Genomic DNA, 17166 nt, shown 5'->3' on the forward strand with positions numbered 1-17166 from the left:
GCCGGTGGTTCGGTCGATGCTTCAGCCGGTGCTTCAGCCGGTGGTCGGGAACACCCGGCGGACCACCCGCTCCGCCGCCCCGCCGTCGTCCCACGGGCAGAACCGCTTGCGGAACTCCGCCCGCGCGGCCGGCTCCGGGTCCCCGGCCAGCAGCGCCGCCGCCAGCCCCTGCGGATCCGTCGTCACCGCGCCCGGCGGCTGCTCGAACAGGTCGAAGTAGACGCCCCGGTCCCGCTTGTACTCCTCCCAGTCCGGCGCGAAGATCACCACCGGCCGGTCCAGCACGGCGTAGTCGAACATCATCGACGAGTAGTCCGTGACCAGCACGTCGGCCGCCAGGTAGAGGTCCTCCACGGTGGGGTGCGCCGAGACGTCCAGGATCCGCGCCGCGCCCTGCTGCTCCGTCAGGTCGCCGGCGCCGCCGGTGTGGAAGTAGTGGGTGCGCACCAGCAGGGTGAAGTCCGGTCCCAGCCGCCGCGCCAGCTCCCGCACGTCCAGCAGCGGCACGTAACCGCCGCGCGCCTCCCGGTGGGTGGGCGCGTACAGCACGGCGGTGGTGCCGGGCGCCAGCCCGAACCGCTCGCGCATCGCCGCCGTCTCGGCGGGCGTCGCGTTGGCCAGCCGGTCGTTGCGCGGGTAGCCGGTGTCCAGCATCTCGTAGCGCCCGGGGAAGGCGCGGGCGAAGTGCTCGCTGGTGTGCGGGTTGGGGGAGACCAGGAAGTCCCAGCGGTCGATGGCCTCCTGGAGCCGGTCGAAGTCCATGCCGTCGGCGGCCACCGGGTGGTCCCTGAGGTCCATGCCCATCGCCTTGAGCGGGGTGCCGTGCTGCGTCTGGACGTGCACCGTGCCGGGCCGCTTGGCCATGGTGCGCGGGAAGTTGACGTTGTTGACGAAGTACGTGGCCGTGGCCATCGCCTTCAGGTACGCCGGGGTGTTGACGATGACGTACGGCACGCCCTCCGGCAGCGTCGCCGCCTGCGTGCGGTTCTCCACCACCCAGACGCCGCGGATCCCGGGCGCCAGCTCCTTGGCCTTCTCGTAGATCGCGGCCGGGCTGCACGCGTAACCCCGGTGCCAGTACGCGGCGTACACCGCCAGGCCGGGGTCCAGCGGCAACCGCCGGAAGGCGTTGTACGCGGTGAACCGGGCACTGCTGCGCACGCCCTTCCTCAGGGCCGGTGCCACCGCCCGGGCGCCGCGCTTGAGTTCGCGCGGCAGCCGCCCCGTGCGGCGCAGCTCCGCGTACGCGCGCCGGGCGCCGCGAGCCGCGAGCCGGTACTGCACCCCGCGCACGCCCCCGGGGAAGCGGTAGCCGGCCGGGCGGTGCCGGGCGAAGTGTCCGGCGATCCGGCGGAAGAACTCGGGACGCAGTGCCACCGGGACCAGGCCCGGGGTGTCGTAGACGGTGAGCGCCTGCTGCACCGTCCGCTCGAAGACCAGCGTGCGCAGCGCCTCCGGCACGGGCCGGCCGGGACGGTCGGGCCGGTCGAGGAAGGCGAAGATCGCGTCGTACTGGGCGAAGGCGTCGGCGTGCCGGGCGGAGGCGGTGCTGGTGATCGCCCCGGCCCGGCCGCGCCGGTAGAAGTAGCAGGGGCGGTCCAGGTGGCGCAGCCGCTCGGCGGCGAGCAGCGCGGGGTAGGTGACCGAGATGTCCTCGTAGTAGCCGCGGCCGAAGGAGACCCCGAGGCCGAGCAGGAACTCCCGGCGGAACACCTTGTTCCAGACCGACATCACGGTCTTGAACAGCGCGGGGTGCTCGGCCAGCGTGCAGCCCGCGATCAGCGGGGAGTCGGTCAGCACGTGCCGCCACGGGTTGGGCTCGGTGGCGCCGTCGGGGTAGACGTGGGTGAAGTCGGTGAGCAGGACGTCGGCGGGGGTCTCGCCGCGCTCGGCGCGCTCCGTCTCCGCGGTGAGCTCGTCGAGCAGGGCGGCCACCGTGCCCTCGGGCACCCAGTCGTCGCTGTCGACGAACCAGACGTACGTGCCCCGGGCCTCGGGGAGGGCGGCGGTGCGGGCGCCGCCGAGGCCCTGGTTCTCGGCGAGGTGCAGGACGCGCAGGCGCGGGTCGCGGGACGCGTACTCGTCCAGGATCGCGCCGCAGCGGTCGGGGGAGCGGTCGTCGACCGCGATCACCTCGAAGCGGGACTCGCCGGCGGGGGTGTCCGCCAGGAGGGAGTCGAGGCAGCGCGGCAGGAAGCGTTCCACGCCGTGGACCGGGAGCACGATGCTGAGGAGGACTGGCACGCTGGCCGAGTCTACCGAGACGGCGCAAGGGTGGAATCCGCAGGTCCGCGGCGCAGGAGCCGCCGGTGCCGGACCCCGTGCGGGGTGGCACCGGCAGCCTGGTGGCGGCCCGGCCGACCCTCTACGGCCTGCCGCCCGTCCGGGCACCGCCCGAGCCTGGCCGCCGCAGCGTCGAGGCGACCTGGCAGTAGGCACGGGGGAGCCGGAATCTTCATCAGTCGAACACGGCGGTGGGCGCGGCTCGCGCCCGCGTGGTCGCTACGAATACTGCTTGGCGTCAGGGTCCGCGTCAATCCCTCGTCTGTGTTCACTTCCTAAACGGATAGTCGTATCGACCTCGAACGGGCGCCGCAGCTCCCGAGGGGCGCCTCCGGGGTGCCGGCCGGGCCCGGGCGGGCGCGGGGCGTGACCGTGCGGTGACTCCGTGCTCCCGGCGCGCGCCTTCCCGGCGGGCGCCGGGAAAGTGCCCCGGCGAACCCGCTGACGATTGCCCGGTCGTGCACCATCATTGATGCCTAGTCGTGATCGCCCGGGCGGCCCCTGGTGCGGTGTCAGTTGGCGCCGCACGGTACGGTGGCAGGACACCGGGACGGTTGCGCGAAGACCGTCTGTCGCGGATAGTCTTCGCCTCACGGCCCTGGCGCCTCGTAGGGGTGGGAAATCAGATGGAACACATGCAAGTGCGGAACCGGCCCCGCGTGCCGGCGATCCAGTGCGGTGTCGGCACGACCGGCCGCCGGATCGACCGACACCTGGCCGTGCTCGGCGCGCCCGCACTCCCGGCGGTGGACACCGCCGAGGCGCTCGGGTTGATAAGGGAGCTGACGCCGCGCGGCGTCGGGGCCCCGACCGCGCCGCCGCGCCGCCACGCCCGGGTCAGGCTGCTGGCGCCGCTGCGCCGGCTGCGCCGCGGCCTGTTCGGCGGGCGCGGGCGCGGCTGAGGGGCCGAACGGCCCCGGGGCGCACCGCACCCGACCGCATCGACCCGACGGATCCACGCGACCGTCGGGTCTTCGGCATGCCCCGGGGCCGAGCGGTTCCCGAGCGCCGGAATTGGTCTGAACCTCTCAGGGTACGACGACTTGCCCCACCGGCACGGGGAGTCGGCGAGGCTGGTCGGACCGCCCCCGGACGTGGGCGAGGATGGCGCCATGGCGGACCACATCCACACCACCCCCCACTCCCCGTCCTTCCGGACCGGGACCATCGAGCTCACCACCGGCAGCCGTGAGGTCGCACTCGACATCACCGACCGCTGCGCCCGGTTCCTCGACGAGCACGCCGTCGGGCGGGACGGCCTGCTCAACGTCTTCGTCCCGCACGCGACGGCCGGGATCGCCGTCCTGGAGACCGGCTCCGGCAGCGACGACGACCTGCTCGCCGCCCTGCGCGAGCTGCTGCCGGCCGACGACCGCTGGCGCCACCGGCACGGCAGCCCGGGGCACGGCCGTGACCACGTCGTCCCCGGCCTCGTCGCCCCGCACGCCACCCTGCCGGTGATCGACGGACGGCTCGCGCTGGGCGTCTGGCAGTCGGTGGTCCTCGTCGACACCAACGGCGACAACCCGCGCCGCACGGTCCGGCTCTCCTTCCTGGGCTGACCGCCGCGGCCCCGGGGGGCGGACCGGTGCGGGCTAGGGCCGGCGCCGCCCGCCCCCGGGGGCCTCCTCGGCGGCCGCGGCCCGCTGGACGGCGGTGAGGTACCGCTCGATCGCCAGGTACTGGCAGAGCACGGCCACCGGACGGCCGAGCCGGGCGTACCAGGCGGCGAGCCGGGCGAAGGCGCTCACCTCGAACCACACCTCGCCCGCCGCGTCCATGGACACCACGAAGGACTCCTCGCCGCACTCCGGGTGCCCCGGCAGCGTCCCGTAGGCGAAGCCGATCCGCTCCGGCTCCTCCACCGTCCACACCACCCGGCACGGGATCACCAGCCGGGGCCACCGGGTGCCGGGGAGGGCGAGCCGCAGCAGCACCGTCGCCCCCGGCACGGCCGGCGCGGCCGGGTACACGGCGAAGCCGGTGCCCAGCTGGCAGCCCCAGCCGAGGACGAACCGCCCGGCGCGTGCCAGGACCTCCGGACCGTGCCCGAGGTGGACCCGCCGCCGCAGGTGCGCATAGCCCTCCGGCAGCCGGGCGTTCCGGGTGGCGCCCACCTCGCGGTAACCGGGCGCGGCGGCCCGGGCGGCGAGCAGCCGCCGCTCCAGGGCGGACGACGGCCGGGCGCCGCGCCGCGCGCCGGGGGCGACGGCACCGGCGTCCCTGGGGGTGCCGGTGTCCCTCGGGGTGTCGGTGCCGTCCGTGCCGGTGCCGTCCGGGTCGGTGTCCATGTCGGGGGAGTCGGGCATGCGGCCACCGTAGCGGCCACCCCGGATCGCACCTTGCGCCGGGCCCGGCCGAGGAGTAGAGAGGGCCCCATGAGCGAAACAGCCGTGAACGGCAGGGTCCTCTCCGGCACCCCGGAGGACGACGAGGGTGCGGCGGCCGACCAGGTCTGCGCCCTCGCCCCGGGCGACGGCGAGGCGGTGGCGGGCCTGCTGCCCGACCCGGCCCTCACCGGCCCCCGCGCGGACTGCGTGCTGTGCGGCGAGCCGACCGAACTGCCCGCCGACCACCCGGGCAGCACCCTGTGCCCCGTCTGCACCTGGCAGCAGGCCCAGCGGATCGCCTGCTCCGGCTGACGGGCCCGCTCCGGCCGGGCACGCCGGAGCGCCCGGGCACGGCCCGCGTCAGGCGTCCTCCCGCCCCGCCAGGGCCAGCGTCGAGCCGTGCCGCCCCTTGCGGACCAGCAACTGGGCCGGGATCCGGCTGCGCAGATCGGCGACGTGGCTGACGATGCCGACCGCCCGGTCCCGCTCGCGCAGACCGTCGAGGACGTCCATCACCTCCTCCAGGGTGTGTTCGTCGAGGCTGCCGAAGCCCTCGTCGATGAACAGGGTGTCCAGCGGCATCCCCCCGGCCTCGTCGGTGACCACGTCGGCCAGGCCGAGCGCCAGGGCCAGCGAGGCGAAGAAGCTCTCGCCGCCGGAGAGCGTCGCGGTGTCGCGCTCGGTACCGGTCCAGGCGTCCACCACCCGCAGCGCCAGCCCCGAGCGCTTGTTGCCGGTGCCCCGGTCGTCGCTGTGGACGAGGGTGTAGCGGCCGCCGGACATCCGGACCAGGCGGTCGCTGGCCGCCGCCGCCACCTGCTCCAACCGCGCCGCCAGGACGTACGACTCCAGGCGCATCCGGAGCCGGTTGTCGGCCGAGGTGCCCGCCGCCAGCGCGGCCAGCCGGCCGATCCGCGCGGACCGGTCCAGCTCGGGCGCGAGCGAGCGGGCCAGCTCGGCCAGCTGCCGCCCGATCCCGGCGAGCGCCTCGCACCGCGCCCGGGCCGCGTCCCGCGCCGCGTGCGCGGCCCGCAGCCGGTCGGTGGCGGCGCCGAGCGCGGCGCGGGTGCCCGGCAGGTCGGCGGGCGGCAGCGCGGCGGCCGTGGCCAGCTCGGGTTCGGCGAGCCGGCGCTCGGCCGCCGCCAGCTCCGCGCGGTGCCGGTCCAGCCGCTGCTCCAGCCGCTCGCGCTCCGGGCGGGGCAGCAGCACGGCGGCGGCGTCCTGGGCGTCCGCGAACCCGGCCGCCACCGCGGCGCCGGCCAGTTCGTCGTCGGCCAGCTTGAGCTGGTGCGCCGCCTCGTCGGCGGTCCGCGCCGCGCCCGCCAGCGCCGCCACGGCCGAGGCGAGCCGGTTCAGGGCGGCCGCGCGCGCCGCCACCGACGGCGCGTCACCCCGGGCCGCCGCCACCCGGGCGCTCAGCTTCTCCTGCTCGGCGTGCAGGGTCCTGGCCTGGGCGGCCAGTTCGGCGCTCCGCTCCCGGGCCCCGGCCAGCGCCGTCCGGCGGACCGTCTGCTCCGCGGTGAGCCGCTCGATCGCCCGGCCCGCCGGAGCGAGCCCCTCCGCGGCCCGGAGCGCCTCCCGGTGCTCGCGCTCCAGCCCGGCGAGCGCCTCGGCCAGGGCCGCGGCGGGCTCCTCCCCGGCCGCTCCGGCGGCCGCCGCCCGGCGCACCCGGAGGCCGGAGAGGTCACGCTCCGCGGTGTCCGCGGCCTGCTCGGCGGCGCTCTGGGCCCGCCGGGCACGCTCCTCGTCCTCCGCCCGGACCGGCTCCCCGGCCGGACGCGCGGGAGCCGGGTGCTCCGCCGAGCCGCAGACCCGGCACGGCTCCCCGGCGCTCAGCTGCGCGGCCAGCTCGGCGGCCATCCCGGCCAGCCGGCGCTCCCGGAGGTCCAGGCCGTGCTGCCGGGCGTCGAGGGCCTCCGCGCGCAGCGTGAGAGCGCGCGGTCGGGCGTGGTCGATCTCCACGTCCAGGCCGTCCCGCTCGCGGGCGGCGGCCAGTCGCGCGGCCAGCTCGGCGCGCCGGGCGTCCAGCCGCTCGACCCGCCCCGCGGCGTCCCGGGCGGCGGACTCCTCCGCCTGGAGGGCGGCCAGCCGGGGCTCGAAATCGGCCAGCCAGTCGCCCGCCTCCTCGGCGAGGTCCTCCGCACGCCGCAGGTCGGCGGCCACTGCCGCCCGCGCGCCGTCCAGCTCGGCGCACTGCCGCTCGTCCTCCCGGGCCGTCTCCAGCCGGACGATCTCCGCGCGCAGCCGCTGCTCGGCCTCCGCCAGCTCCCGTGCCTGCGCGTTGGCCAGGGCCCGGCCGCCGCCCGCCGGATCCGCGCCCGCCGGGCCCTCGGCGAGCCCGGCCAGCACCGCGCGGTGCCGGCGCTCCTCCTCCCCGGCCCGCCGGTGCGCCTCCGCCGCGCGCTCGCGCAGGTGCAGCACCGACTCGACGCCGACCGCCGCCTGCGCCGCCGCCAGCCGCCGCCGGTCCGCCGCCCGGGCGGGCTCGTCCTCGGCCAGCCGGGCTGCCTCCCGCACCGCCTGCCGGTGCCGCTCCTGCCGGTCGGCCAGCTGCTCGGCGGCCTCCCGGGCCCGCTGGGCCGCCCGGTGCGCCTCCTCCGCGCCCGCCAGCGCGGCGTCGGCCACCGTCAGCTGCTCGGCCGCGCCGCCGCGCAGCACGGCCGCCCAGCCCAGCACGCCCGTGGTGAGGTCGGTGTCCGCCGCAGCGGACTCCTCCTCGCCGGGCACCGGGCCCGCGCCCGGCTCGGCGCCCGGGCCGGCCGCCTGCTCCGCCCGGCTCGCGAGGTCCCGCAGCCGGCGGCGCCCCGCCTGGACGGCGGCCTCGTGGGTCCGGCGCTGCTCGGCCAGCCAGGCCTCCACGGACTGGAAGCGCTCGGTGTCGAACAGCCGGCGCAGCAGCTTGCCGCGTTCCTCCGAGTCCGCCCGCAGGAACCGCGCGAAGTCGCCCTGCGGCAGCAGCACCACCTGGCAGAACTGGTCCCGGCTCATGCCGATCAGCCGGTGGATCTCCTCCCCGGCCTCCTGGTGCGACTTGCTGACCGCCCGCCAGCCCGGCGCGCCGTCGCCGGTGCCCGTGCCGTCCGCCGACCACTCGCGCAGCAGCGTCTGGGCGCGCTCGGTCGTCATGCCGCGGCCGACCTTCTTCGGCCGCGGCTGCTCCGGGACGCGGGTGACCTCCAGCCGCCGCCCGCCCAGCGTCAGCTCCAGCCGGACGCTGGTCAGCCGGTCCGGCTCGGCGTGGTCGCTGCGCAGCCGGTTGGCCTTCCGGGTGCCGGGCACCTCGCCGTAGAGGGCGTAGCAGACCGCGTCCAGCACGCTGCTCTTGCCCGCGCCGGTGGCGCCGCGCAGCAGGAACAGCCCGCCGGCGGCCAGCGCGTCGAAGTCGACCGTCTCGGTGCCCGCGAACGGGCCGAATGCGGTCACGGTCAGCCGGTGGAGTCTCATCGGGGCAGCTCCGCCTTCCGGTCGCTGGTCTCCCGGACGCGCTCGAAGCCCTCGCGCAGCCAGTCCAGCTCCCGGGCGTCGGGCTCGGCGCCGGGGCGGACGTGCCGCAGGAAGCCCTCGGCGATCTCCAGGTCCGTCCGCCCGCCGACCCGGGCGGCGTAGGACGCGGAGGTGGCGGCGGTCGTCTCCTCGGGTTCGAAGAGCAGCTGGAGGGTGTGCGGGAAGCGGCGGCGAAGCCGTTCCATCGGCTCGGCCGGGCGGCTCGGGTCGGTGAGGGTGGCCTGCACCCAGGACTGCTCGTCGGCGGTGTACCGCTCGTCGGTGAGCAGTTCGTCGAGGCGGCCGCGCAGCCGGGCCAGCGGGCGGGGCACCGGGCAGTACACCCGCTCGGCGGTGACCTCGCCGTCCGCCGCGAGGTCGACCAGCCACATGCTCTTGCGGTGCTCGTGCTCGGAGAAGGAGTAGGCGAGCGGGGAGCCGCTGTAGCGCAGGTGCGGGGCGAGCGTCTGGCAGCCGTGCAGGTGGCCGAGGGCGGCGTAGTGCACGCCGTCGAAGACCGAGGCGGGGACGGCCGCGACCCCGCCCACCGCGATGTCGCGCTCGCTGTCGCTGGGCTCGCCGCCGGTGACGAAGGCGTGCGCCAGCACCACCGCGCGGGTGCCGGCCGGCCGGGCCGCGAGGTCGGCGCGGACCTGCTCCATCGCCGCGCCGAGCACCGCCGCGTGGCCGCCGCGGGCCAGCCCGAACCGCTCCCGCACCAGCGTCGGCTCCAGGTACGGCAGGCCGTAGACGGCGACCGGGCCGTGCTCGTCGGCCAGCAGCACCGGCTCGGCGCACTCGCCCGGATCGGTCCGCAGGTGGACGCCGGCCCGGCCGATGAGCCCCGCGCCCACGCCGAGGCGGCGGGCGGAGTCGTGGTTGCCGCTGATGAACACCGTCGGCACGCCGAGGCCGGCCAGCCGGTGCAGCACGTCGTCGAACAGCGCCACCGCCTCCAGCCCGGGCAGCGCGCGGTCGTACACGTCGCCGGCGACCAGCACGGCGTCCACGCCCTCGTCCCGGACCACCGCCACGAGGTGGTCCAGGAAGGCGCGCTGGGCGTCGTGCAGGCTCTCCCGGTGGAACGATCGGCCGAGGTGCCAGTCGGAGGTATGCAGCAGTCGCATGGTCCCCGACCATAACGGGAGCCACCGACAATCCGGCCCGGAACGGGGATCCCGCCCGGTCCTCCCGGCTCGTCCCACCGTTGCTGTACGTGAATTGTCAGTGACCGTGTTCGTGTCCGCCGGGAGCCGAGGGGTTCGCGGGTTCGGCGTGACGGGTGCCGGCGGGCGGGAGGAAGGGGGCTCGTGGTGGCGGAGGTGTGGGCGGGGTCCGGTCGGGGGTGCGGATCCCGCCTGGATCCCGCCGATCGCCCGGCCGTCGCCGGGTGCCGATGGTCGGCGACCGTGCGTGCGTCCACGACTGCCGGACGTCGCAGTGCGTGGATTGTCAGTGACCGTGTGTATGTTCGTGTCCGCCGGGAGCCGAGGGCTCGTGGGGCCGGTGCGACGGGTGTCGACGACGGGGAGGAAGGGCTCATGGTGGTGCGGGGCGGAAGGCGTGAGGGGTGTGCCGGGCGGCGGCCGGGGCCGGCCGGGCCGACGACGCGGGGGCCCGACGGGCGGCCGCCGGGCGCCGGGTCGGGCGGGCCCGCGGCGCCGGGCCGTCGGCGGGGGCGGCCGCGCGGGGCTCCGCCGCCGCAGCCGGTGGCGCTCGCCGTGGTGGTCCGCGCCGCGGACTTCGCCGACCTCGCCGGGCACGGGCTGTTCGGCGGGCTCTCCTTCCGGGCCTACCTGCGGCGGGTGGCCGTCCAGCTCCGGGCGCTGGGCGGGCACGGTTTCGAGGTCCACCTGCGGATGCTGGACCCGGCGGACTACGAGGAGTACTGCGCGGCGCTCGGCTTCGACCCGGGGGACGCGGCGGCCCGGGTCGCCTACGCGGCCGATCCCGAGCTGGCCGGGGAGCCGTTCGTCTACGCCGGGCAGCGGCTGGCGGTGCTGCTGCCGGAGCTGGCCGGGGACCACCGGGCCAGGGTGCGGATCTCCATCGCGACGGCGGCACTGCTGGCCGCGGCCGGGGAGGGGCCGCCGGGGGACCGGCGGCTGGTGGAGGCGATGCGGCACGCGGTCGAGGTCCGCGCGGCGGTGGCCGTGGGCGCCGGTGACGGGTTCCACCTGCTGACCGTGCGCTGCCACGGCCCCGAGGACGGCGAGGAGCTGACCTCGGCGACCGACCTCCTGGTGGAGCGGGGCCGGTCCGCGGCGGGCGGACGGGACGACGAGGCGTTCTGCGTCACGCTGGCGGCGGGCCTGGCCGCCGGCGGCGCCGGGGCGATGCTGCTGCACGGGGCCCCGTCGGCGCCCGGTGGCCGGGCGGTGCGGGGCTGGGCGCTGCGCGGCGGGCGCCTGTGGCCGATGACGGCCCGGGAGGTGCTGGACGAGCTGGCCGACGACGTCGGCCGCGGCCTGCCCTTCCCGCCGGCCGCGGTCCCGCTGCCGGGCTTCCCCCTCCCGGCGCCGCCCTCGCCGCAGGACGGGGGTGGGCCCTTGGGCTGACGGGAGCGGCCGGGCCGACCAGGGCGTTCGGGCCCCGGTGTCCACCAAGCGGCGCTGGGGACTGTTCATCGACCGCCTGTTCGGGGAAGATTTCGGGGAAGATCAACAGTGGGAACGGCCGGTGCCCCACGCCGCCGTGCCCGCCCGCTCGGCCCCGAACCGCGCACCGAGAACGTCCCCGTGAACGTCCCCGCGCACTGTCGGCCCGGCGAGCCCGACACCGAGAGGGGGGACGCATGAGCCGGATCGAGTTCAGCGCGGAGATCGCCGAACTGCTCGGCCGGGTGCGTCGGCGTCCCACCGCGGGATGGCCGTGGCGGCCGGACGAGCCGGTGCCCCCCGGGCTCCCGGTCAAGCAGTCGTGGGGGTGGCTGTTCGCCCCCGACGGACGGGTGCTGACGCTGGTCAACCCCAAGGACGGCATCGTCTCGCTGCCCGGTGGTTCGCTGGAGCCGGAGGACGCCGGCGATCCCGGCCGCGCGCTGGCCCGGGAGGCGGGCGAGGAGGCGCAGGCGCTGATCGGCCCTGCGTACTACCTCGGCTACCTCTACGACCGGGTCGGCTCGGCCAATGGCGGGAACGAGTGCGCCCGGGTCCGGATGGCCGCCGCGCTGCGGGCGGTCGGTCCGAGCGCGCCGGACCCGGCCTCGGGGCGGCACTACCGGCGGCTGCTGGTGGCGCCGGGCCTCGCCGTCGAGCTGCTCGGCTGGGGTGCGCCCGGTCTGCGCCAGGCCCGGGCGGCGGTGACGACCGCCGTCCGGTGGCTCGGCGTGCCCGCGGCGGCCAACGAGACGATCGAGGAACTGCCCGACGACGGCTGCGAGGTCTTCCCCGGGGTGACCCCGGGCGGGTGACCGCGTCCGCTTCCGGGTCTGCGCCCGGGGGCGGGGCGGCTCCGGCCAGTCGGATGGACCGTCCGTCAGCACTCCGCTCCACTCGCCCGTCTGATGCCCCTTCCGGGGGATGGACCACTCGGGTGATGCCCCGTCCGGTCACTACCGGCGCCCGCCCGGTCGCCAGGGGTGAGAAAAGGGCGTGTTCTCCTCCCGTTGTCAGACTGTTCGTCAATTGACTTGGCATGACAACTTCACACGTTAGCTACCGCCTGGTATCAAATTGCGTGACACACGTCACTACCAGGAGACCACATGTCGCGCCCTGCCCGAGTCATGTCCGTCGCCGTCACCGCGGCCCTCGTTTCCCTGACCACGCTGGCCTCCGCCGGCTCGGCCCACGCCGCCGGTGTCAACTACGTCGCCCTGGGCGACTCGTACTCCGCCGGCGTCGGTGCCGGCAGCTACACGAGCGAGAGCGGGAGCTGCAAGCGCAGCACCAACGCGTACGCGTACCTGTGGAAGAACGCGCACGCGCCGTCGTCCTTCAAGTTCGTCGCCTGTTCCGGAGCGAGAACCGGCGACGTGCTCAACAGTCAGATCTCCGCACTGAGTTCGACCACCACGCTGGTCAGCATCAGCATCGGCGGCAACGACGCGGGCTTCGCGAGCACGATGCAGACGTGTGTCCTGGACACCGAGAGCGCCTGCCTCAACGCCGTCGCCACCGCGAAGAACTACGCCACCGGCACGCTGCCCGGCCAGCTCGACCAGGTCTACGCGGCGATCCGCGCCAAGGCGCCGAACGCCCGCGTCGTCGTGCTCGGCTACCCGCACATGTACAAGGTCGGGGGCAGCTGCATCCTCGGCATCGGCGACACCAAGCGGGCCGCCATCAACGGCGCCGCCGACACGCTCGACGACGTCGTCGCCAAGCGCGCGGCCAACGCGGGCTTCGCCTTCGGCGACGTCCGCTCGGTCTTCCGCGAGCACGAGATCTGCGGCTCCAGCACCACCTGGCTGAACAGCACCACCCTGCCGGTCGACGAGAGCTACCACCCCAAGGCCGCCGGCCAGTCGGGCGGCTACCTGCCGGTCTTCTCCGCCCAGGTCTGAGCGGGTCCGCCCGGGCCCGACACGGCCCCGGCCCGGGCGGATCCGTTCGGACCGAGCACGGCCCAGGCCTTGATCAGGCCTCAGGCCCCGACCAGGCCTCAGGCTCCGGTCGGGCCTCAGACCTCAGGCCCTGACCAGGCCCGGGCCCGCCGGTCCCTCACAGGGGGAGGGACCGGCGGGCCCGTTCTCGTTCAGCGGCGTTCCAGGGCGACCACCGGCAGCACCCGCCGGGTGTGCCGCTGGTAGTCCCCGTACCCGGGAGCGGCCCGGACGACGGCGGCGAAGAGCCGGTCCCGCCGCTCGCCCCCGACCGGGACGGCGGTCGCGTCGAACACCTCCTCGCCGAGTTCCACCCGCACCGCCGGGCGGGCGGCCAGGTTGCGGTACCACTGCGGGTCCTCGGCCGCCCCGGCCGCCGAGGCGACGACCAGCAGCAGGCCCTCGGCCCGCACGAAGCCGAGCGGGACGGTGTGCTCCCGGCCGGTCCGCGTGCCGGTGGTGGTCAACAGCAGGAGGTCCCCGCCCTCGAAGGGCCCGCCGACCCTCCCGCCGTTGGCGCGAAACTCCTCAATGACAGCCTGATTGAATGACAAGTTGGACATGGGCATGCGTCTGTACGGATCTCCGGACAAGGAAGAGCGGCCACCGCCTCGGCCGTGGCCGCGGGGAAGGGGTCAGGAAAGGGGAGCGGAGCAGCTACTCATCACGCGTCGTCCCTCGGTGTCAGGTGCCGGCTCGGCTGCCGGCCGGCCCACTTCTCTGTGGCCGGCGCCGCGCTGCACGCGCCCCATCCCAACACCCGGCCCGCGCCCTGTCAACGAGCGCCGGTCGCAGCGGCCCGCCCCGAGGGCCGGCGGAGCGCAACGGGCGCGCCGCCGGCCCCGTGCGGGGACCGGCGGCGCAAGGCGGTGCAGGACGGTGCAGACGGCGCAGGACGGTGTGTGGCAGTGCGCGGTGGTGCGGCGCGGGGTCAGCGCAGGTACGACGCCAGGCCGGCGGGCTTGAGGCCGGCGACCTCGGCGGCGGCCAGGGCGCGCTGGAGGTCGCCGGCCAGGGTGTCGGTCCAGTGCATCAGCACGACGTCCCCGGGTGACAGGGTGCCCTCGTGCCAGATGTTGGAGGCGCCCCAGCTGAAGTCCGCGTCGGCGGTGAGCACGGTGCGCATGCCGCAGTTGGCGGCGGCCTGCAGGGTGTCGGCGTTCCAGGCGAAGTACGGCGGGCGGAACACGGTCGGCGCGGTGCCGAACTGGCGGGTCAGCGAGTCCCGGGCGTCGCAGATCTCCACCTGCTGTTCGGCGGGCGAGAGCTTGGTGAGGTCCGGGTGGGAGACGCTGTGGTTCTGCACGGAGGAGCCGGGCACCGCGGTGACCCGCTGGAAGTAGCCGGGGTTGTTGGCGGCGGCCATCGGCAGCGGGAAGGCGGTGATCGGCAGCCGGTGGTCGGCGATGAACCGCTCCGCCTCCGGGGTGGTCTGCCAGCCGTCGTCGACGGTGAAGAAGACCACCTTGTCGCTGGTCGGCACCGAGGCGGCGGCGGTCGCCGGGGCCGGGGCCGGGCCGTCCACCCGGACGTCGTCGACCGCGAACGGGCCCTGCTGGTACCAGCCGTGGACGGTGAGGCGGACGGTGGTCGCGCCGGCGCCGGCGGTGAAGCGGGTGGTGAGCTTCTGCCAGCCGCCGTGGGTGTCCTCGGTCCAGTCGGGGGCGGTCGGGCGGTCGGTGCCCTCGGTGGCGCCGAGGAAGACGAACTTCCCGCGGACCCAGGCGGAGGCGGTGTAGGTGGTGCCGGGCTGGACCGAGACGGTCTGCGTGCACTCGCCGGTGGAGTCGTCGCCCGCCGGGGTGACGGCCAGGGCGGAGGTGCCCGCGTGCGGGGCGGCGGTGGTGACGGAGGCCTCGGCGGGCCCGCCGGAGCAGCGCCAGCCGGGCACGCTGCCCCAGTCGGCGAGCGAGGAGGCGGGGATCTCGAACCCGGGGTTGGTGGCCAGGTTGACGGTCGGAACGGCGCCGGACACCGACGAGGACGAGGACGCGGACGCCGCCGAGGCGGGCCCGGCGAGACCGGCCACCAGCAGCGCGGCGGTCGCGGCGAACGCGGACAGGCGTGCGGGCATGCGCGAGGAGATGGACACGTGGGGACTCCTGCGTGGGGACGCGGCCGTTGGGGCGGACGCGCGGCGAAGGGGAGGTGGGGGTGTTCGTGGGGGTGCTCCCGGAGGGGGCGGGAGCCGTCGGCGGGCCGCACTCCGACCGGACCAAAACAATGGACTGGACCACTCCGATCGTCAAGGAGTGGCGGCCCGGTCGGCGCCACCGTCCGCGCCGAAAGCGGGACGAGACGCTCCGTCAGGGGGCGTAGAGATCCTCGATGTCCGCCGCGTAGTACTCCGCGACCGCCGCCCGCCGCAGCTTCAGCGAGGGCGTCATGAGCCCCTGCTCCACCCCGAACTCCCGGGGCAGCAGCCGGAACGCGCGGATCGACTCGGCCCGCGAGACGGCGGTGTTGGCGGCCGCCACGGCCCGCTGGATCTCGGCGTGGAGCTCCTCGTCGGTGAGCACCGCCCACGGGTCCGCCTGCCCGCGTCCGCGCCGTTTCAGCCAGTGCGCCAGCGCCGCCGGGTCGAGGGTGATCAGCGCGGCCACGTAAGGACGGTCGTCGCCCACCACCAGGCACTGCGAGACCAGCGGGTGCGTCTCGACCCGCAGCTCCAGGGCGGCCGGGGCGAGGTTCTTGCCGCTGCTGGTGACGATGAGGTCCTTCTTGCGGCCGGTGATGGTCAGGTAGCCGTCCTCGTCCAGACTGCCGAGGTCGCCGGTGCCGAACCAGCCGTCGAACAGCGACTCCTCGGTGCAGCGCGGGTGGTTGAGGTAGCCGCCGAAGACGCCAGGGCCGCGCACCCACACCTCGCCGTCGTCGGCGATCGCCACCGTGGCGCCGGGCACCGGCCGGCCGACCGTCCCGGCCTTCGCCCGCCCGGGCGGGTTGCCGGTGATCGCGGCCGAGGTCTCGGTGAGCCCGTACCCCGTGTACAGCTGGAAGCCGATCCCGGTGAAGAAGAGGCCGAGGCCGCGCTCCAGCGTCGAGCCCCCGCACATCAGCGCCCGCAGCCGGCCGCCGAACGCGGCGCGCAGCCGGTGGTAGACGGTCCGCTCGTAGGCGAGGTGGCGCAGCCGCAGTGCGGTGCCGGGGCCGGGGCCGCGCCCGAACACCCGCAGCTCGCGGGCGGTGGCCCAGTCCACGGCCACCTGCCGGGCCTGGTCGAACAGTTCGCCGCGCCCGGCCTCCTCGGCGGAGCGCCGGGCCTGCTGGAACACCTTGTCGAGCACGTACGGGACGACGAGCAGGAAGGTCGGGCGCAGCGCGGCGAGCGCGGGCAGCAGGGCGTCGGTGGACACCTCGGAGACGTGGCCGAGCCGGAAGCCGGCGCGCACCGCCGCGATCTGCACCATCCGCCCGTAGACGTGCGCCAGCGGCAGGAACAGCACAGTGGAGGGCTGGTGGCCGCCGGTGTCGCGCAGCGCCTCGCCCCAGCAGTCGAGCAGCGCGTCGGCGGCGGTGGCCAGGGCGCCGTGGGTGATCGGACAGCCCTTGGGGCGTCCGGTGGTGCCGGAGGTGTAGACGACGGTGGCGACGGTGTCGGCGGTGACGCCGAGCCGCTGGCGGTGGACCAGGGAGTCGGGGACCCCGTGCCCGTCCTCGACGATCGCGGCGACGCAGCCCCGGTCCAGCTGCCAGATGCCGGTCAGGTCGGGTAACGCGTCGCAGACCGCGCCGACCGTCATCGCGTGGTCCTCGTCCTCGACCAGGCAGGCCGTCGCCTGGGTCTCGGCGAGGATCCAGCGGACCTGCTCGGGTGCGGCGGTGGGGTAGACGGGGACGGAGATCGCGCCGATCGACCAGAGCGCGTAGTCGAACAGCGTCCACTCGTAGCGGGTGCGGCACATCAGCGCGACCCGGTCGCCGTAGCGCACGCCGCGGGTGAGCAGGCCCTTGGCGAGGGCGAGCACCTCGTCGCGGAAGCCGGCCGCGGTGACGTCCTGCCAGCCGCTCCCGGCGGCGTCCTGCCACCTGCCCCCGGCGGGGTCCGGACGCCCGCTCCCGTCGGCGCGGTGCCGGCCGTTGTGCCGGGCGCCCCCGTCGGGGCGGGTCAACTGGACCAGGCCGGGTGAGCGTTCGGCGGTGTCGTAGAGCGAGTCGGCCAGTCCGCCGGCGGCCGGCGGTCCGGCCGGGGCGGGGGTGGTGAACTCGCGCACGATCCCCCCGATCAGTCCTGCATGTGGAGCGAAACTATCGGATGGCGTGCCGACTGCCCAGGGTTGTGACCGTGACGCGACGAGATCGGCACCGGGTCGTGCGCAAAGTGCCGTGGAACGGCCGTCCGCCGCCGGTCAGCGGCACGGAAGCGGTGCGGAAGCGGCACGGAAGCCCCGTGGAGACGGCGCGGGGACGGCCCGGCGGCGGCCTCGCGGCGACGCGGTGGCGGCGCCAAACCGGTGATCTTGGTGCCGATCCGGACACGATCCGGTCCGGGGCGAAGAGAGGCCGGGTTCGACCCTCGAACGA

At 75.9% G+C, this 17166-nt stretch carries 13 protein-coding genes and 1 pseudogene; 7 read left to right on the forward strand and 7 right to left on the reverse strand.

The features are described 5' to 3' along the window. Positions 1 to 33: 33 nt before the first annotated feature. Positions 34 to 2244 carry a CDP-glycerol glycerophosphotransferase family protein gene (locus ACF1AK_RS13000; RefSeq protein ID WP_391498848.1) on the reverse strand — a complete coding sequence of 737 codons (2211 nt, stop codon included), beginning with the start codon at positions 2242 to 2244 and terminating at the stop codon, positions 34 to 36. Between the two features lie 65 nt (positions 2245 to 2309). On the opposite strand from ACF1AK_RS13000, the gene ACF1AK_RS13005 reads away from it, so the two are divergent. The 3 genes from ACF1AK_RS13005 (at position 2310) to ACF1AK_RS13015 (ending at position 3845) form a co-directional block, all read left to right on the forward strand. After that, positions 2310 to 2435: a hypothetical protein gene (locus ACF1AK_RS13005; protein WP_391498849.1), complete on the forward strand. Its 126-nt coding sequence runs from the start codon at positions 2310 to 2312 to the stop codon at positions 2433 to 2435. A gap of 474 nt (positions 2436 to 2909) precedes the next feature. Then, positions 2910 to 3185, forward strand: a complete 276-nt coding sequence (locus ACF1AK_RS13010; protein ID WP_380294680.1) for a hypothetical protein — start codon at positions 2910 to 2912, stop codon at positions 3183 to 3185. 210 nt (positions 3186 to 3395) lie between these two features. After that, positions 3396 to 3845 carry a secondary thiamine-phosphate synthase enzyme YjbQ gene (locus tag ACF1AK_RS13015; protein WP_391498850.1) on the forward strand — a complete coding sequence of 150 codons (450 nt, stop codon included), beginning with the start codon at positions 3396 to 3398 and terminating at the stop codon, positions 3843 to 3845. 33 nt (positions 3846 to 3878) lie between these two features. On the opposite strand, the gene ACF1AK_RS13020 is transcribed toward ACF1AK_RS13015, so the two are convergent. Further along, positions 3879 to 4592, reverse strand: coding sequence for a DUF1990 family protein (locus ACF1AK_RS13020; RefSeq protein WP_391498851.1), 714 nt, complete (start codon positions 4590 to 4592; stop codon positions 3879 to 3881). Positions 4593 to 4661: 69 nt separating this feature from the next. On the opposite strand from ACF1AK_RS13020, the gene ACF1AK_RS13025 reads away from it, so the two are divergent. Next, positions 4662 to 4925: a hypothetical protein gene (locus ACF1AK_RS13025; protein ID WP_391498852.1), complete on the forward strand. Its 264-nt coding sequence runs from the start codon at positions 4662 to 4664 to the stop codon at positions 4923 to 4925. A 48-nt stretch (positions 4926 to 4973) separates the two neighbouring features. Here ACF1AK_RS13025 and ACF1AK_RS13030 read toward each other — a convergent pair whose 3' ends face one another. Both ACF1AK_RS13030 and ACF1AK_RS13035 read right to left on the reverse strand, forming a co-directional pair. After that, on the reverse strand, positions 4974 to 8057 hold the full coding sequence (locus ACF1AK_RS13030; protein WP_391498853.1) for an AAA family ATPase: 3084 nt from the start codon (positions 8055 to 8057) through the stop codon (positions 4974 to 4976). Then, complete coding sequence (locus ACF1AK_RS13035) at positions 8054 to 9223, reverse strand: exonuclease SbcCD subunit D (RefSeq protein WP_391498854.1); 1170 nt, start codon at positions 9221 to 9223, stop codon at positions 8054 to 8056. Before ACF1AK_RS13035 ends, ACF1AK_RS13030 begins: the two co-directional genes overlap by 4 nt. 582 nt (positions 9224 to 9805) lie before the next feature. Between ACF1AK_RS13035 and ACF1AK_RS13040 the strand changes: the two genes are divergently transcribed. From ACF1AK_RS13040 to ACF1AK_RS13050, 3 genes are all read left to right on the forward strand, one after another. Further along, entirely contained in the window at positions 9806 to 10654 is an 849-nt protein-coding gene (locus tag ACF1AK_RS13040) for a hypothetical protein (RefSeq protein ID WP_391498855.1), read from the forward strand. A gap of 236 nt (positions 10655 to 10890) precedes the next feature. Beyond that, complete coding sequence (locus ACF1AK_RS13045; protein WP_391498856.1) at positions 10891 to 11508, forward strand: hypothetical protein; 618 nt, start codon at positions 10891 to 10893, stop codon at positions 11506 to 11508. A 294-nt stretch (positions 11509 to 11802) separates the two neighbouring features. Further along, positions 11803 to 12603, forward strand: a complete 801-nt coding sequence (locus ACF1AK_RS13050; protein ID WP_391498857.1) for an SGNH/GDSL hydrolase family protein — start codon at positions 11803 to 11805, stop codon at positions 12601 to 12603. A 197-nt stretch (positions 12604 to 12800) separates the two neighbouring features. On the opposite strand, the pseudogene ACF1AK_RS13055 reads toward ACF1AK_RS13050, so the two are convergent. The 3 genes and pseudogenes from ACF1AK_RS13055 to ACF1AK_RS13065 form a co-directional block, all read right to left on the reverse strand. Further along, positions 12801 to 13211: pseudogene (locus ACF1AK_RS13055) on the reverse strand (nitroreductase/quinone reductase family protein); the annotation flags it as partial. Between the two features lie 362 nt (positions 13212 to 13573). Further along, on the reverse strand, positions 13574 to 14734 hold the full coding sequence (locus ACF1AK_RS13060) for a polysaccharide deacetylase family protein (RefSeq protein WP_391498858.1): 1161 nt from the start codon (positions 14732 to 14734) through the stop codon (positions 13574 to 13576). A gap of 214 nt (positions 14735 to 14948) precedes the next feature. Next, the gene (locus tag ACF1AK_RS13065) at positions 14949 to 16856 is read right to left on the reverse strand and encodes an AMP-dependent synthetase/ligase (RefSeq protein ID WP_391498859.1); all 1908 of its coding nucleotides are present in this window, start codon (positions 16854 to 16856) and stop codon (positions 14949 to 14951) included. Positions 16857 to 17166: the final 310 nt, after the last annotated feature.

Origin of the sequence: Kitasatospora sp. NPDC015120, from assembly GCF_043080305.1 — a bacterium.
In the GTDB taxonomy this organism is placed as follows: domain Bacteria; phylum Actinomycetota; class Actinomycetes; order Streptomycetales; family Streptomycetaceae; genus Kitasatospora.

Coding starts and splice junctions, on each gene's coding strand:
- ACF1AK_RS13010 (WP_380294680.1), top strand. CDS start 2,910: ATGGAACACATGCAAGTGCGGAACCGGCCCCGCGTGCCGGCGATCCAG.
- ACF1AK_RS13015 (WP_391498850.1), top strand. CDS start 3,396: ATGGCGGACCACATCCACACCACCCCCCACTCCCCGTCCTTCCGGACC.
- ACF1AK_RS13020 (WP_391498851.1), bottom strand. CDS start 4,592: ATGCCCGACTCCCCCGACATGGACACCGACCCGGACGGCACCGGCACG.
- ACF1AK_RS13025 (WP_391498852.1), top strand. CDS start 4,662: ATGAGCGAAACAGCCGTGAACGGCAGGGTCCTCTCCGGCACCCCGGAG.
- ACF1AK_RS13030 (WP_391498853.1), bottom strand. CDS start 8,057: ATGAGACTCCACCGGCTGACCGTGACCGCATTCGGCCCGTTCGCGGGC.
- ACF1AK_RS13035 (WP_391498854.1), bottom strand. CDS start 9,223: ATGCGACTGCTGCATACCTCCGACTGGCACCTCGGCCGATCGTTCCAC.
- ACF1AK_RS13045 (WP_391498856.1), top strand. CDS start 10,891: ATGAGCCGGATCGAGTTCAGCGCGGAGATCGCCGAACTGCTCGGCCGG.
- ACF1AK_RS13050 (WP_391498857.1), top strand. CDS start 11,803: ATGTCGCGCCCTGCCCGAGTCATGTCCGTCGCCGTCACCGCGGCCCTC.